Source organism: Micromonospora sp. NBC_00617, assembly GCF_045161355.1.
Taxonomy (GTDB): domain Bacteria; phylum Actinomycetota; class Actinomycetes; order Mycobacteriales; family Micromonosporaceae; genus Micromonospora.
On record NZ_CP107751.1, the window covers coordinates 1,497,650 to 1,510,970 of the forward strand.

At 70.3% G+C, this 13,321-nt stretch carries 13 protein-coding genes; 6 read left to right on the forward strand and 7 right to left on the reverse strand.

What is annotated here, in order from left to right; translation table 11 throughout:
- Positions 1 to 6: 6 nt before the first annotated feature.
- Complete coding sequence (locus OG505_RS06680) at positions 7 to 987, reverse strand: LysR substrate-binding domain-containing protein (protein ID WP_405431787.1); 981 nt, start codon at positions 985 to 987, stop codon at positions 7 to 9.
- On the opposite strand from OG505_RS06680, the gene OG505_RS06685 reads away from it, so the two are divergent.
- Together OG505_RS06685 and OG505_RS06690 are read left to right on the forward strand one after the other, a co-directional pair.
- Positions 986 to 1,435, forward strand: a complete 450-nt coding sequence (locus OG505_RS06685) for a GNAT family N-acetyltransferase (RefSeq protein ID WP_405431788.1) — start codon at positions 986 to 988, stop codon at positions 1,433 to 1,435. The genes OG505_RS06680 and OG505_RS06685 overlap by 2 nt on opposite strands.
- 129 nt (positions 1,436 to 1,564) lie before the next feature.
- A complete protein-coding gene (locus tag OG505_RS06690; RefSeq protein WP_405431789.1) occupies positions 1,565 to 2,071 on the forward strand; it encodes a PepSY domain-containing protein in 507 nt (168 codons plus the stop codon).
- Between the two features lie 63 nt (positions 2,072 to 2,134).
- Here the strand turns inward: OG505_RS06690 and OG505_RS06695 are convergent, their stop codons facing one another.
- From OG505_RS06695 to OG505_RS06715, 5 genes are all read right to left on the reverse strand, one after another.
- A complete protein-coding gene (locus OG505_RS06695; protein WP_405431790.1) occupies positions 2,135 to 4,027 on the reverse strand; it encodes an ABC transporter ATP-binding protein in 1,893 nt (630 codons plus the stop codon).
- 134 nt (positions 4,028 to 4,161) lie between these two features.
- Positions 4,162 to 4,509, reverse strand: coding sequence for a thioredoxin (gene trxA / locus OG505_RS06700; protein WP_405431791.1), 348 nt, complete (start codon positions 4,507 to 4,509; stop codon positions 4,162 to 4,164).
- Entirely contained in the window at positions 4,479 to 4,871 is a 393-nt protein-coding gene (locus tag OG505_RS06705) for a MerR family transcriptional regulator (RefSeq protein WP_405431793.1), read from the reverse strand. The genes trxA and OG505_RS06705 overlap by 31 nt, the downstream gene beginning before the upstream one ends.
- Before the next feature lie 130 nt (positions 4,872 to 5,001).
- On the reverse strand, positions 5,002 to 6,219 hold the full coding sequence (locus tag OG505_RS06710) for a chitosanase (protein ID WP_405431795.1): 1,218 nt from the start codon (positions 6,217 to 6,219) through the stop codon (positions 5,002 to 5,004).
- 117 nt (positions 6,220 to 6,336) lie between these two features.
- The gene (locus tag OG505_RS06715; RefSeq protein ID WP_405431797.1) at positions 6,337 to 7,260 is read right to left on the reverse strand and encodes a LysR family transcriptional regulator; all 924 of its coding nucleotides are present in this window, start codon (positions 7,258 to 7,260) and stop codon (positions 6,337 to 6,339) included.
- A 70-nt stretch (positions 7,261 to 7,330) separates the two neighbouring features.
- On the opposite strand from OG505_RS06715, the gene OG505_RS06720 reads away from it, so the two are divergent.
- Positions 7,331 to 8,209, forward strand: coding sequence for a dihydrodipicolinate synthase family protein (locus OG505_RS06720; RefSeq protein WP_405431799.1), 879 nt, complete (start codon positions 7,331 to 7,333; stop codon positions 8,207 to 8,209).
- 33 nt (positions 8,210 to 8,242) lie between these two features.
- Here OG505_RS06720 and OG505_RS06725 read toward each other — a convergent pair whose 3' ends face one another.
- Positions 8,243 to 9,868 carry a glycoside hydrolase family 43 protein gene (locus tag OG505_RS06725; RefSeq protein ID WP_405431801.1) on the reverse strand — a complete coding sequence of 542 codons (1,626 nt, stop codon included), beginning with the start codon at positions 9,866 to 9,868 and terminating at the stop codon, positions 8,243 to 8,245.
- Positions 9,869 to 10,118: 250 nt separating this feature from the next.
- Here OG505_RS06725 and OG505_RS06730 point away from each other — a divergent pair, with 250 nt between their 5' ends.
- From OG505_RS06730 to OG505_RS06740, 3 genes are read left to right on the forward strand one after another with little or no spacing between them, the layout of a single operon-like run.
- A complete protein-coding gene (locus OG505_RS06730; protein WP_405431802.1) occupies positions 10,119 to 11,414 on the forward strand; it encodes an extracellular solute-binding protein in 1,296 nt (431 codons plus the stop codon).
- A 52-nt stretch (positions 11,415 to 11,466) separates the two neighbouring features.
- Positions 11,467 to 12,465: a carbohydrate ABC transporter permease gene (locus tag OG505_RS06735; RefSeq protein ID WP_405431803.1), complete on the forward strand. Its 999-nt coding sequence runs from the start codon at positions 11,467 to 11,469 to the stop codon at positions 12,463 to 12,465.
- Positions 12,462 to 13,301, forward strand: a complete 840-nt coding sequence (locus OG505_RS06740; protein WP_405431804.1) for a carbohydrate ABC transporter permease — start codon at positions 12,462 to 12,464, stop codon at positions 13,299 to 13,301. The genes OG505_RS06735 and OG505_RS06740 overlap by 4 nt, the downstream gene beginning before the upstream one ends.
- The last annotated feature ends 20 nt before the right edge of the window (positions 13,302 to 13,321 follow it).

Here is a 13,321-nt window from a genome sequence, read left to right on the forward strand (position 1 = left end):
AGCAGATCAGGACGCGTGCCCCGCGGTCCCGAAGCCCGTCGAGGTGATCCGGCCGTCATCGCGGCGGCGCAGGATCCGCACCTCGGTGGTGGCCTCGGTGTCGGTCAACGGCAGCACTCCCACCGAAGCGGGCACGACGGCGGAGACGCTCGCCGGTGCGATCGTCACCCCGAGGCCGGCCGCGACCAGGTGCGCCACCGTGGCCCAACTGGTGGCGTCCTGGACGATGCGCGGTGTGTAGCCGGCTTCCAAGCACGGCCGGAGGTTGCGCTGGTAGGCCCGCTCGCCGGCCACTCGTGGGAAGAAGACGAACGGGTCGTCCCGCAGCACCGCGGCGCTGATCGCGCGGTCTCCCGCGTGCGGGTGATCGGCCGGCAGGACGGCGACGAAGGACTCGGTGGCAAACGTGACGCCGACCAGGTCGTCGTCGTCCGCGTCCCGAACGACGCCGAGATCGACCTCGCCGTTCAACAACCGGTCGACGATGTGCGACGTGTACGCCTCGTGCAGGCGTAGGTGGACGGCCGGATGGCGCTCGCGGAAACGACGGATCGGCCCCGCCAGCCCGAGCTGGATCGCCGAACTGACGAAACCGATGTCGAAGCGCCCCTGTTCGCCGCGCCCGATGCGGCCCGCCTCGTGCACGTCATCGGCCACGGTGGCCAGCACCCGCCGGCACCGGTCCAGATACGCCTCGCCCGCCGGTGTCAGCGCCACCGACCGGGAGGTACGCACGAACAGCGGCGTGCCGATCATCGCCTCAAGCTGGCGGATCTGCTGCGACAGCGGTGGCTGGGCCATCCGCAGCCGCACTGCGGCCCGGCCGAAATGCAGCTCCTCGGCGACTGCGACGAAGTAGCGCAGATGACGCAACTCAGGTTCCATACCTCTAGGATACGAATGACCCGGAACAAGATATTGGACGTTCGGATGGTGGCGGCCGGAGAATCGAACCATGAATTCGAGCACGCTGACCGTCACGTCCATGACGACCGCCGAGGAGGCCGAGGCCTTCCGTGCGCTGAACGAAGAGTGGATCTCCCACTTCTTCACCATCGAGGAGTCGGACCGCAAGACGCTCAACGACCCGTTCGCCGCCATCGTCGAGCCGGGCGGCGACGTGCTTATCGTCCGCGACGGCGGGGAGATCGTCGGCTGTGTCGCCCTGGTCCGCAGCTCGGACGACGTCTTCGAACTGTCGAAGATGACGGTGGTCCCGGCCGCGCGCGGCAAGGGCCTCGGCCGCCAGCTCATCGAGGCCGCGATCGAGCGCGCCCGCCAGCTCGGAGCGGCCACCCTGTTCCTGGGCAGCAACGCCAAGCTCGCGAACGCGGTGCACCTCTACGAAGCTGCCGGCTTCCAGCACGTCAGCCCGGAAGAGATCCCGCTGCCGCCGTACGCCCGCGCCGACGTCTTCATGAAGATGACGCTCTGACCACGTCCGGCCAACGCGGGTTCCGGGGCTCGGCGCGGGCTTAACCCGGCCTTAGCGTTTGGACAGCGCGGCGCTATCCCCGTTCAGCCGATCCTCGGAGTCGACAACCGAGGAGAGGTGGACACCACGATGAAGCGCAACAATCTGCTTCTGGCGACGGTCGGCGGCTCGGCGGTGCTGGCGGTGGCCGGGGTCGCGCTGGGCGTCGCCGCCGCGAACGACACGCGGACCGGCGACACGGCGCTCGCCGCGGCGACCGTCGCCCCGACGGGCACGGACGCGCCGGACGACAGCGCCACAAGCGCCGCGCCGGGCACCAGCGGCACGCCGTCCGCCGGGACCCCATCGGGTACGCCGTCGAGCGGCACGCCGTCCGCCGGCACCACGCCGGCCGGCAGCGCTGTCGACGAGCAGCGCGCCGGTGAGATCGCCCTCGCCAGGGCCGGTGGCGGCCGGATCGTCGAGGTCGAGGCCGAGCAGGAGCACGGCCGGCCGGTGTGGAGCGTCGAGATCGTCGCCGGCGACACCGAGCACGAGGTGGACGTCGACCGGGACAACGGTTCGGTGGTCAAGGCCGAGCAGGAGCCGGTCGACGACGACGGCAGTGACGCCGACGACACGGACGACGACGACTGACCGTCCGGTGCCGCCGCCCGTCACGGGGATCCCCCGAGGCGGGCGGCGGCTCTGGTCGCGGCGTCAGACGGCGACGCGTTGCTCCTGGATCGTCGGCTGGTCCTGGTCGAACTGGGTGCGGTACAACTCCTGATACCGGCCGCCGGCGGCGAGCAGATCGCCGTGTCGCCCACGCTCGACGATGCGTCCGTCCTCGACGACGAGGATCTGGTCGGCCGCCCGGATGGTGGAGAGCCGGTGCGCGATGACCACGCTCGTGCGGCCCGTCAGGGCTTCGGCGAGGGCCTCCTGAACCGCGGCCTCGGAGGTGGAGTCGAGATGCGCGGTGGCCTCGTCGAGGATGACCACGCGAGGACGGGCCAGCAGCAGCCGCGCGATGGTGAGCCGTTGCCGTTCCCCGCCCGACAGCCGGTAGCCGCGTTCACCGACGACGGTGTCGAGCCCATCGGGAAGTGTGCGGATCAGGTCGTCGAGGCGGGCCCGCCGGAGCACCTCCCACATCTCGTCCTCCGTCGCGTCCGGCTGGGCGAACGCCAGGTTGGCGCGGATGCTCTCGTGGAAGAGATGACCGTCCTGGGTGACCACGCCCAGCGCCGTCCGGATCGACTCGGCCGACAGGTCGCGTACGTCGACGTCGGCGAGCTTCACCGCGCCGTCCTCGACGTCGTACAGGCGGGGGACGAGCTGCGCGATAGTCGACTTGCCCGCCCCAGAGGAGCCGACGAGGGCGACCATCTGCCCCGCCTCGGCGCGGAACGACACCCCATGCAGCACTTCCTCGCCGCCGCGGGCGTCGAGCTTCACCACGTCCTCGAGGGAGGCGAGCGACACCTTGTCCGCTGACGGGTAGCCGAACCGTACCCCGTCGAACTCCACAGCGACCGGCCCGTCGGGAAGCCGGCGGGCGTCGGGCCTGTCGAGGATCAGCGGCGTGAGGTCGAGGATCTCGAACACCCTCTCGAAGCTCACCAGCGCGCTCATCACCTCCACCCGCGCGCTGGCCAGCGCGGTCAACGGTGCGTAGAGGCGCGACAGCAGCAGCGCGAGGGCGACCACGGTCCCGGCGTCGAGGCTGCCCCGGAGGGCGTAGAGACCGCCCAGCCCGTAGACCAGGGCCAGCGCCAGCGAGCCGACGACGGTCAGCGCGGTGATGAAGACCCACTGGAGCATGGCGGTGCGGACGCCGATGTCCCGCACCCGACGCGCCCGCGCCGCGAACTCGGCCGACTCCTCCGCCGGCCGCCCATAGAGCTTGACCAGGGTCGCGCCGGGCGCGGAGAAGCGTTCCGTCATCCGCGTGCTCATGGCCGCGTTGTGCTCGGCCGCCTCACGCTGCAACTGGGCGAGCCTCGAACCCATCTGGCGCGCCGGGAGGACGAAGATGGGCAGCAGCACGAGCACGAGCACCGTGATCTGCCACGAGAAGCTGAGCATCACCGCAAGCGTCAGCGCCAGGGTGACAGCGTTGCCGACCACTCCGGACAGAGTGTCGCTGAAGGCTCGCTGTGCACCGATCACGTCGTTGTTCAGGCGGCTGACCAGCGCACCGGTACGCGTGCGGGTGAAGAACGCCACCGGCATGCGCTGCACGTGGTCGAAGACGGCCGTCCGCAGCGCGACGATGAGCCCCTCACCGATGCTGGCGGACAGGAACCGTGTCACCAGACCCAGGCCGGCTTCGGCCAGTGCGATCACGGCGATCAGCACCGCCAACCGGATCACGACGCCGCTGTCGGCGCCGTCGACGATCGCCTCCACCACCCGTCCGGCGAGGACCGGTGCCGCCACCGTGAGGACCGCCGTGACCACACTCAACAGCAGGAACCTGACGATCAGGGTCCGGTGCGGCCGCGCGAACTCCACGATGCGTTTCAGGGTGACACGGGACAGCGGTCGTTTTTCCTTCGCGTTCATCGCGTGGTGCAGAGACGTCCACGCGGTAAATTCCATGCTCATGCCGTACCTCCGCGATGAGGCTAGAACCTCGTGCGAGGTTGAGGTCAAGCCGGCGCGCGGGACCGCCCCGCGTCAGGAAGGCGCGGGCACGGACCGAACGAGGTTGGAGGCGGCACTCGACCGGCGCCGGCCGGTCACAGGCCCGCGTGCAGGGTCAGGCTCTGCCGCAGGTGGAGCTTCGGCCGGGAGCCGACGACCGAGCCGACGACCTCGCCCCGACGGAACACCAGCAGCGTCGGCAGGGACATGACCGTGTAGCGGCGCGTGGTCTGCGGGTTGTCGTCGGAGTTGAGCTTGGCGATGATCATGCGGTCGCCGAACTCCTGCGCCAGCTCGACGAGGCTCTTCTCGATCATCTTGCAGGGCGGGCACCACTCGGCCCAGAAGTCGACCACGACGGGCCGGTCACTGGCCAGCACCAGCTCGGCGAACGTGGCGTCGGTGATGGTGATCAGGGGGCGGACGGTCGTTTCCTGGGGCATGTCTTCTCCCGGTGCGCGATGGCGTGGGTGAGCTGGGTACGCAACTGCTGACGGACCTCGGTGAGCCGATCGAGGTAGTCGTCGACCTCGGCGAGCTTGCGCCGCAGCACCAGCACGGAATCCGGGCAGACATCGCCGGACGCGTTGCCGGCGCGCAGGCAGGCGACGAACGGTCGGACGTCGTCGAGGCCGAAGCCGACGTCGAGCAGCGCCCGGATCTCCCGGACGACCCGCAGCTCCGCCTCGTCGTAGACGCGGTAGCCGTTGGCCGAGCGCTGCGGGCGTACCAACCCGTGTGCCTCGTAGTAGCGCAGCGTCCGGGTGCTCGTGCCGGCTCGTTCAGCCAGCTCGCCGATCAGCATCAGACCTCCTCGACCAGCCCGTCGCGACCACGCTAAACCTTGTCGTCAGCGTCAAGGCAAGGCCGGGCCCGGGCACGGTTCAGGGCGCCGCGAGGCGGCGCCCTGAGCGTCGGTGCGTGCCGGAAGGGTGCTAGCCGATGCGGAACTGCTCACCGTAGACGGCGAACGTCAGCGGCGTGTTCAGGTTGAAGTTGCCGTTGTTGAGGAACACCCGCTGGGCCGTGTCGACGCGGGAGGTGTCCGAGTGGGCCTCTTCCTTGCGCATCTCGATGACCCGCTCGTCGAGGAACGCGTTGAGCCAGGTCCGCTCGTCGCCACCCTGGGCCGGCGGCTTCGCGCGGGCGAGGGCGCGGCTGCGGATCTGGCGCATCCCCTCGTACCCGTGCATGACCGCCGCGTCGTAGTAGGCGAACTGGCCGAGTGCCCGTACCCCGTCGTTCTTGCCGTCGCGGACCGACGGGTTGAAGTAGACCCGGTCCCGCTCGGCTTCCTGGGCGGCCCGGAACACCGAGTCGTTGGCGGCGGTGCGCCAGTCGCGGGGGAAGTTGGGGTCGAGGCCGGCGTGCGACGCGGTGCCGTTGACGGCGCGCAGCGCCGGCAGGTAGCCGGCCAGCACGTTGCCCGGCTTGGTGGTGGTGTACGCCTGGACCAGTTCGAGCATGTCCCCGGTGCCGGAGCAGAAGCCGATGATGCCTGCGGTGTAGCCGCGACCGTCGCCGATGTCCTCGATGTAGGAGAACTGCGCGCGCCAGTCGAGCGAGGAGTTCTCTGCCGCCGAGACGAGCTGCATGGCGACGTCCTTCTTCGCCGGGTCGTCGAGGTTGGTGCCGGCCGGGATGGTGGCGGTCGGCGTGGGGGTGGGGGTGCCGCCGCCGGGAAGGGTCCACTGCTGGTTGGTGGTGCCGCCGCAGGTCCAGATCTGCAGTCGGGCGCCGTTGGCGGTGCTCCGGTCGGTCACGTCGAGGCACTTGCCCGATGCGGTGTTGACCAGCGCGCCACCGCTGGCGGCGGTCCACTTCTGGGCGCCGGTGCTGTTGCAGTCGTACAGCTGGATCTTGGCGCCGTTGGCGGTCGACGCGGCGGTGACGTCGAGGCACTTGCCGAGCGCGCGGATCGAGCTGTCGCTGTTGCCGACCGTCCACCTCTGGGCCGCGCTGCCGTTGCAGTCGTAGAGCTGCACCGGCGTGCCGTTGGCCGGATTGGCGCCGGCGACGTCGACGCACCTGCCGCCGAGGCCGGTGATCGGGCCGGCGGTCGCGGCGCTGGCCGACGGCAGGCCGTAGCCGACCGCCGCGACGCCGATCAGCAGGGTGCCCACGACGTAGGCGGCTGTTCTCTTGCGCACCATGGTGTTCCTCGGGGAAGGGGCGGCGTGCCGCCGGCCGGTCAATGCCCGGCGCGGCGATCGGCCCCGGCGGGCACCGCGAGCTTCAGAAAACAGTATTAACAGATAGTGGTACGTCGATCAACTGTCCGATGGCGACAAGCGGGACCAATCGCGGAAGGCGGTGGTGGCGCCGCGCAGCGCGGAGACGCACGCGAGCACCGCGGGGTGCCCGCCCGCGCCCCTGCGGTAGGCGACGCGCGTGCGGCGGCGCATGGCCAGGGGCAGAAGCCGGACCTGCGGGGAGGGCTGCGCGATGGCGAGCTGTGGAATGAGGGCGACGCCCTGACCGGCGGCCACGAGAGCGAGCATGGCGGTGAAATCGTCGGCGTGATGCCGCACCGCCGGAGTGAAGCCGGCCAGCTGGCAGGCGTGCAGGGCGACCGAGTGGCAGAGCGTGCCCGGACTGCCGAGGATCCACTGCGCGTCGCGTGCCGCGCTGATCGGCTCGGCGGCGGCGTTGTCGGCGGTGCTGCCGGGCACGGCGAGGAAGACCGTCTCCTCCAGCAGCGCGATCGAGTTCACCGTTGGATCGGGCAGGGTCGGCGCGATGTCGTAGTCGTGCAGCAGCGCGACGTCGAGCTGTCGGCTCCGCAGGGCGGCCGGCATGTCGACCGGGTCGAGCTCGCTGATCATGAGGTCGAGCGCGGGATGGTCGCGGGCCAGGGTGGCCAGGGCTGCCGGCAGCAGGGTGCGTACGGCGCTGGGGAAGGCCCCGATGCGTACGCTCGCGCGCAGACCGGTTCGGGCGGCCGCCACTGTCGCGTCGGCGGCTTCCAGCGCGGCGAGGATGACCTCGGTGTGCTGCACGAGCGCGGTGGCGGTCGACGTGAGGCTGACCCGGCGTCCGGTGCGCTCCAGCAACCGGGTGCCCGCCTCCCGTTGCAGGGCGGCCAGCTGCTGCGAGACGGCCGACGGCGTGTAGGCGTGCGCCTGGGCGACCGCGGCGATGGTGCCGAGGCGGGCCAGGTCCCGCAGCAGGACCAGGCGGCGGACATCAAGCATCAGCTCAGCTTACGGATGGGTGGAGCAATCGGAACTGGACCTTCCTGGTCGCTCAGCCGAGAGTGGAGGCATGACCCTGACCGGCCTGTACGTTCCGCTGATCACGCCATTCGACCTCGCGGGAGGCATCGCCGTCGACGCGCTGACGGCCCTCGCGAACGACGCCCTGGACGCCGGCGCGGCCGGTGTGGTCGCTCTCGGCACGACGGGGGAGCCGGCCGCCCTCAGCGACGACGAGCGCGCCTCGGTGCTCGACGTCCTGTCCGCGGTCTGCCGTGCGCGCCGCGCGCACCTGCTCGTCGGCGCCAACAGCGTCGAGGCGTTGCGTGCCCTGTCCGACCGGCCCGAGGTGACCGCGGCGCTCTGCCTGGTGCCCCCGTTCCTGCGGCCGGGCGGCGCGGGAGTGCTCGCCCACTTCGCCCACCTCGCCCAGGCCAGCCCGGTGCCGCTGGTCGTCTACCACGTCCCGTACCGCACGGGGCAGCAGCTCAGCCCGGACGACCTTCGGCAGCTCGCCGGCCTGCCCGGCGTCATCGGCATCAAGTACGCCACCGGGGGGATCGACGGCGACACCGTCGACTTCCTCGCCGACATCCGGCCCGGCTTCGCCGTGCTCGGTGGCGAGGACCCGCTCATCTCGCCGCTGCTCGCCCTCGGCGCGCACGGCGCCATCGCGGCTTCGGCCCAGGTCGCCACCGCGGACTTCGTCCAGCTGGTGGCGCACTGGCAGGCCGGGGACCTCGTGCGGGGGCGGGCGCTCGGCAATCGACTCGCGGGCCTGTCCGCGGCGCTGTTCGCCGAACCCAACCCGACAGTGATCAAGTCGGTGCTCCACGCACAGGGTCGCATCCCGACGGCCGCCGTACGGCTGCCGCTGGTGCCCGCCGGTCCGGACGCCGCGCGGCGGGCGCTCCGGCGCCTGAACGAGCTGACGAGCGCGTCGAGGTGACCGGACGGCACCCGCCGGGCCGCGTCCGCGTGGTCAGTGCTCCCGGTAGGTGGCCCGGTCGAAGTCGGCGTACACCCCGTCGCCGCCGAGATCCTGCACCCACAGGCCGACGAACGCTCCGGTGAAGCCCCACGCCGCCGGCTCCCCGTCGATGATCAGAGCGGCGTGCTCGTCGGACAGGATGGTCGCGTCCAGGTCGACCGGCAGTCGCTGCCAGCCCGCGCCGAGGTCGTACTCGAAGCGCACCACGGGCCCGTCGAACACCGCCCGCAGACCGACCCGGTCGACGCCGCTGGCATCGACGGTCAGCTCGGGGTACGGGGTGCGCCGCCCGTTGTCGGAGCTGAGCAGCTCCAGCACCGTACGGCCGTCGTCGGCGCGGGTCAGGTAGAGGTGATGCCAGTTGAGGGTGTTGTAGTACGCGGTGATCCCGGCGAGCTGACGGTGGTCGAGCGGGTCGAACTCGACCACGGTCTCCAGCGAGCAGTGCGTCGCCCCGACACGTCGCGCGACCAGGCTCGGCGCCTGTCGACCCACCGGCGACTGCCCACCGTGCACCCGCAGGTGCGAGGGGCGGGACCGCAGGTCGACCCAGTCCGCGGTGGCCGGCCGGCGCAGCGTCGACCAGCAGGAACCCAGCTCGGCGGCGTCGAAGTCGTCGGTGGCGGGCTCCTGGGGCCACGGATGCGGGGACAGGTCGGGAGCGGCGACCTCCTCGGCGGGCACCCCTCCGGGAACCCGGGGCCAACCGCCCGAGGACCACTCGACCCGCTGGATCGCCGTCTCCCGGCCCAGCACGCAGTTGCCCAGCGGTGAGTAGGGGCGGCCGACCAGGTGGGCCAGGTACCACCCGCCGTCCGGGGTCTGGACCAGGCTGCCGTGACCGGCCTTCTGCAACGGCAGGTCCGGACGACCGACGGAGGTGAGCAACGGCCCGTCCGGGTCCACCTCGTACGGACCGAACAACTCCCGCGAGCGCGCCACGGTGACCTGGTGCTCCCAGCTCGTGCCGCCCTCGGCTGTGATCAGCCAGTACCAGCCGTCGTGGCGGTACAGGTGCGGGCCCTCGGTGACTCCGACCGGCGTGCCGGTGAACAGGATGCGGGGCCGGCCGACGAGACGACGCGCCGCTCGGTCGTACTGCTGGATCTCGATGCCACCGAAGCGGTCGCGGCCGGGTCGCCAGTCGGCGCTCATGCTCAGCAGCCAGCTGGTGCCGTCGTCGTCGTGGAACAGAGCGGCGTCGAAGCCGCGCCCGTGCAGTTTCACCGGATCGGACCAGGGGCCGGCGATGTCGGGCGCGGTGATCAGGAAGTTCTGCGGGTCCCAGTAACCACTGGCGAAGCTGGCCACGTCGCTGTAGACGAGGTGGAACTCCCCATCGTGGTACGTCAGGTCGGGCGCCCACACACCGTTGGAGTCGCCGCAGCCCCGAAGGTCGAGCAGGCGGCGGTCGGTGATGATCCCGCCCAACGGGCGCCAGTTGACGAGGTCGCGCGAGTGGTGCACGCGAACCCCCGGATACCACTCGAACGTCGAGGTGGCCAGGTAGAAGTCATCGCCGACGCGCAGGATCGACGGATCCGGGTGGAACCCGGCGAGGACGGGGTTGCGGATCGACCAGGCAGCGGTCGCCACGTCAGCGGTGTCGGTCGACACGGGGGCTCCTCTGTGCGGCTATGAAACTTCCGGAAACTTGCGGGGACCAGATCACTGGAAGCCCCTCGTACGGTAGCCGGTCTTATCGCGATAGGACAGGGGTCTTGACCGCTGGGGCAACTACTCGTAGCGTCCCGGCCATCGATCGGTAATACCGACGAAGCAATGAAAGTTCCGGAGATCCAGGTTCGAACCCTTGCCGGCTCGGCCGGCGTCCGAGCACCCCGTGAGTCCCCCGAAGGGATGGATCATGACAGCGCACCTTTCCCGCCGATCGCTGCTCGGCCTTGCCGGCGCAGGCGCCGGCGCCTACCTGCTGAGCGCCTGTAGTGGCGACGAGAAGTCCAGCGACCCGAACGCCCCGCAGACCATCAACTGGTGGCACATCCAGAACACCGAGCCGATGCTGCCGGTGTGGGCCGCGATGGCCAACGAGTACAAGACCGCGCACAGCAACGTCACGTTCACCATCCAGCCGCTGGAGAACGAGGCGTTCAAGGCCAAGCTGACCACCGCCACCCAGGCCGGCGACCCGCCGGACCTGTTCCAGTCCTGGGGCGGCGGCGTGCTCAAGCAGCAGGTCGACGCGGGCCTGGTCAAGGACCTCACTGACGACGTGAAGGACCTGGTCGGCGGCATCCTGCCCGCCGCCATGCAGCCGTACACGATCGACGGCAAGATCTACGGCATCCCGTTCGACATCGGCATGGTCGGGTTCTGGTACAACAAGGACCTCTTCGCCCGGGCCGGCATCACCGAGCCCCCCACCACCTGGACGGGCCTGCTCGACGCGGTCCGCAAGCTCAAGACCGCCGGCATCACCCCGGTCGCCATCGCCGGCAAGGACAAGTGGCCGGCCCACTTCTACTGGTCCTACCTCGCCATGCGCATCGGCGGCGTCGGCGCGCTGCAGAAGGCCGTCGACGACAAGAACTTCGACACCCCCGACCTCGTCGCCGCGGGCGAGCGGCTCAAGGAACTCGTCGACCTGCAGCCCTTCCAGAAGGGTTTCCTCGGCGCCGAGTACGGCTCCCCGGACGGGCAGGCCGCCACGATGGGCAACGGCGGTGCGGCCATGGAGCTGATGGGGCAGTGGGCACCGGCGGTGCAGGCGTCCAGCTCCACCAGCAAGAAGGGCCTCGGCGACAAGCTGGGCTTCTTCCCGTTCCCGTCCGTCGACGGTGGCAAGGGCACCGCCACCGAGGTGTTCGGCGGTGGCAACGGCTTCGCCGTCGGCAAGGACGCGCCGGCCGCCACCATCGACTTCCTGAAGTTCCTGCTGAGTGTCGACAACCAGCGCCGTTCCGCGAAGACCGGCGCGGTGCTGCCCACGGTGAAGGACGCCACCGACGCCATCACCGACGTCAACAACAAGGTCGTCGCGGAGACCCTGGCCAAGAACACCGGCTTCCAGCTCTACCTCGACCAGGCGTACGCGCCCGCGCTCGGGCAGCAGATCAACGACAGCGTCGCCGAGATCATCGCCGGCAAGAAGCAGCCCGCGGCGATCCTCAAGGACATCACGCAGGTGGCTAAGACCGTCTGAGCGTGACCCCGTATCCATCCGTAGCCGGCGATAGAAACCGAGTGGAGCAGGCATGACCAGGCCATCGACCGTGTCGGACACGAGGCGCGGCGACACGGCGACCGATCCGCCGGCACCGGGGCCGGGCACCACGCGACAGCGTGGCCGCCAGCCCCGGCCGGGGCGGGGTGGCGTCCTCGCCGTCTTCCTGGCGCCCGCCCTGGCGCTGTTCCTGCTGCTGGTGGTCGCGCCCATCCTGGTGGCCGGCTACGCCAGCCTCTACAAGTGGAACGGCTTCGGGCTGCCGGAGAACTTCGTCGGGCTGGACAACTACACCCGCGCCTTCGGCGATCCGACCTTCCGGGGCGACCTGTGGCGTGGCCTCGTGCTCGTGCTGCTGTCCCTTGCCGTGCAACTGCCCGCGGCGCTGGCCCTGGCCATGCTCCTCAACCAGCCGCTGCGCGGCCGGGCCGCGTACCGGCTGATCTTCTTCGCCCCGTACGTGCTCTCCGAGGTCACCACGGCCGTCCTGTTCACCCTGGTGTTCTCGCCGAACCGGGGCCTGGGCGAGTCGGTCTCGCGCTGGTTGGGTGCCGACGCGGGCGCCATCTTCGCCGACCCGGACACCGTGCTGTTCGCCGTCTTCCTGGTGGTGTCCTGGAAGTACTTCGGCCTCTACATGATGCTCTTCCTGGCCGCCCGTCAGGGCATCCCGAAGGAGCTGTCCGAGGCCGCGGTCACCGACGGCGCCACCGCCTGGCAGGCGTTCCGGCACGTCACCCTGCCCCTGCTCGGCCCGACGATCCGCATCAGCATCTTCCTGTCGGTCATCGGCACCATCCAACTGTTCGACATGGTGTGGGTGCTGACCGGCGGTGGCCCGATCCACACCTCGGAAACCATGGCCGTCACGATGTACCAGTACGGCTTCCGCCGCTTCGAGGTCGGCTACGCCAGCGCGATCAGCATGGTCATGTTCCTGCTGAGCCTCGTCTTCGCCCTGTTCTACCAGCGCATCGTCCTGCGTCGGGACACCGCGGGCGCGATCACCAACCAGGGAGGCCAGCGATGACCGCCACGACCAGTAACGCCCAGCGGACCCGCAGCCTCGTCCTGCACCTCATCTGCATCGGCGTCGGCGCGCTCATCGTCGTGCCGGTCTGGTTCGGTGTGATCGGCGGCTTCAAGGACAACGGCCAGTTGTCGACCAACCCACTGGGCCTGCCCGATCCGTGGGTGCCGCAGAACTACACCGACCTCTTCGCCTCCGGGGTGTTCTGGCGACAGCTCGGCAACAGCCTGCTCATCGCCGTCAGCAGCACCATCATCGTGGTCGGCGCGGCGGCGATGGCGGCGTTCGTCTTCGCCCGCTACGCATTCCGGGGCCGCGAGTTCCTGGTCACCCTGTTCGCGATCGGCCTGATGTTCCCGTTCGCGGTGGCGATCCTGCCGCTGTTCGTCCTGCTCCGCGGCCTGGGCCTGCTGGACAACCCACTCGGTGTCATCCTGCCCCAGGCCGCGTTCGGGCTGCCGATCACCATCATCATCCTGCGCCAGTTCTTCCGGACCATCCCCGCCGAGGTCGAGGAGGCCGCCGTCCTCGACGGCTGCGGCTCCTTCGGGTTCTTCTGGCGGGTCCTGCTGCCGATGGCCCGTCCCGCCCTGGCCACCGTTTCGGTGCTGGCCGTCGTGACGAGCTGGAACAACTTCATGCTCCCGCTGGTCGTCTTCAGCGACCAGAGTTGGTGGACGCTCCCCGTCGGGGTCCAGGCGTTCCAGGGCCAGTACGCCGACGACACCGCCCGGGTGCTCGCCTACGTCGTGCTGTCCATGATTCCCGCCCTGGGCTTCTACGCCGTGGCCGAACGCCAACTCATCGGCGGCCTGACCGGCAGCGTCAAGGGGTGACGGCAGCGGATCGTCAACCC

Coding starts and splice junctions, on each gene's coding strand:
- OG505_RS06690 (WP_405431789.1), top strand. CDS start 1,565: ATGAAGCGCAACAATCTGCTTCTGGCGACGGTCGGCGGCTCGGCGGTG.
- trxA (WP_405431791.1), bottom strand. CDS start 4,509: ATGCCCCAGGAAACGACCGTCCGCCCCCTGATCACCATCACCGACGCC.
- OG505_RS06695 (WP_405431790.1), bottom strand. CDS start 4,027: ATGAGCATGGAATTTACCGCGTGGACGTCTCTGCACCACGCGATGAAC.
- OG505_RS06705 (WP_405431793.1), bottom strand. CDS start 4,871: ATGCTGATCGGCGAGCTGGCTGAACGAGCCGGCACGAGCACCCGGACG.
- OG505_RS06740 (WP_405431804.1), top strand. CDS start 12,462: ATGACCGCCACGACCAGTAACGCCCAGCGGACCCGCAGCCTCGTCCTG.
- OG505_RS06685 (WP_405431788.1), top strand. CDS start 986: ATGACGACCGCCGAGGAGGCCGAGGCCTTCCGTGCGCTGAACGAAGAG.
- OG505_RS06730 (WP_405431802.1), top strand. CDS start 10,119: ATGACAGCGCACCTTTCCCGCCGATCGCTGCTCGGCCTTGCCGGCGCA.
- OG505_RS06680 (WP_405431787.1), bottom strand. CDS start 987: ATGGACGTGACGGTCAGCGTGCTCGAATTCATGGTTCGATTCTCCGGC.
- OG505_RS06715 (WP_405431797.1), bottom strand. CDS start 7,260: ATGCTTGATGTCCGCCGCCTGGTCCTGCTGCGGGACCTGGCCCGCCTC.
- OG505_RS06710 (WP_405431795.1), bottom strand. CDS start 6,219: ATGGTGCGCAAGAGAACAGCCGCCTACGTCGTGGGCACCCTGCTGATC.
- OG505_RS06735 (WP_405431803.1), top strand. CDS start 11,467: ATGACCAGGCCATCGACCGTGTCGGACACGAGGCGCGGCGACACGGCG.
- OG505_RS06720 (WP_405431799.1), top strand. CDS start 7,331: ATGACCCTGACCGGCCTGTACGTTCCGCTGATCACGCCATTCGACCTC.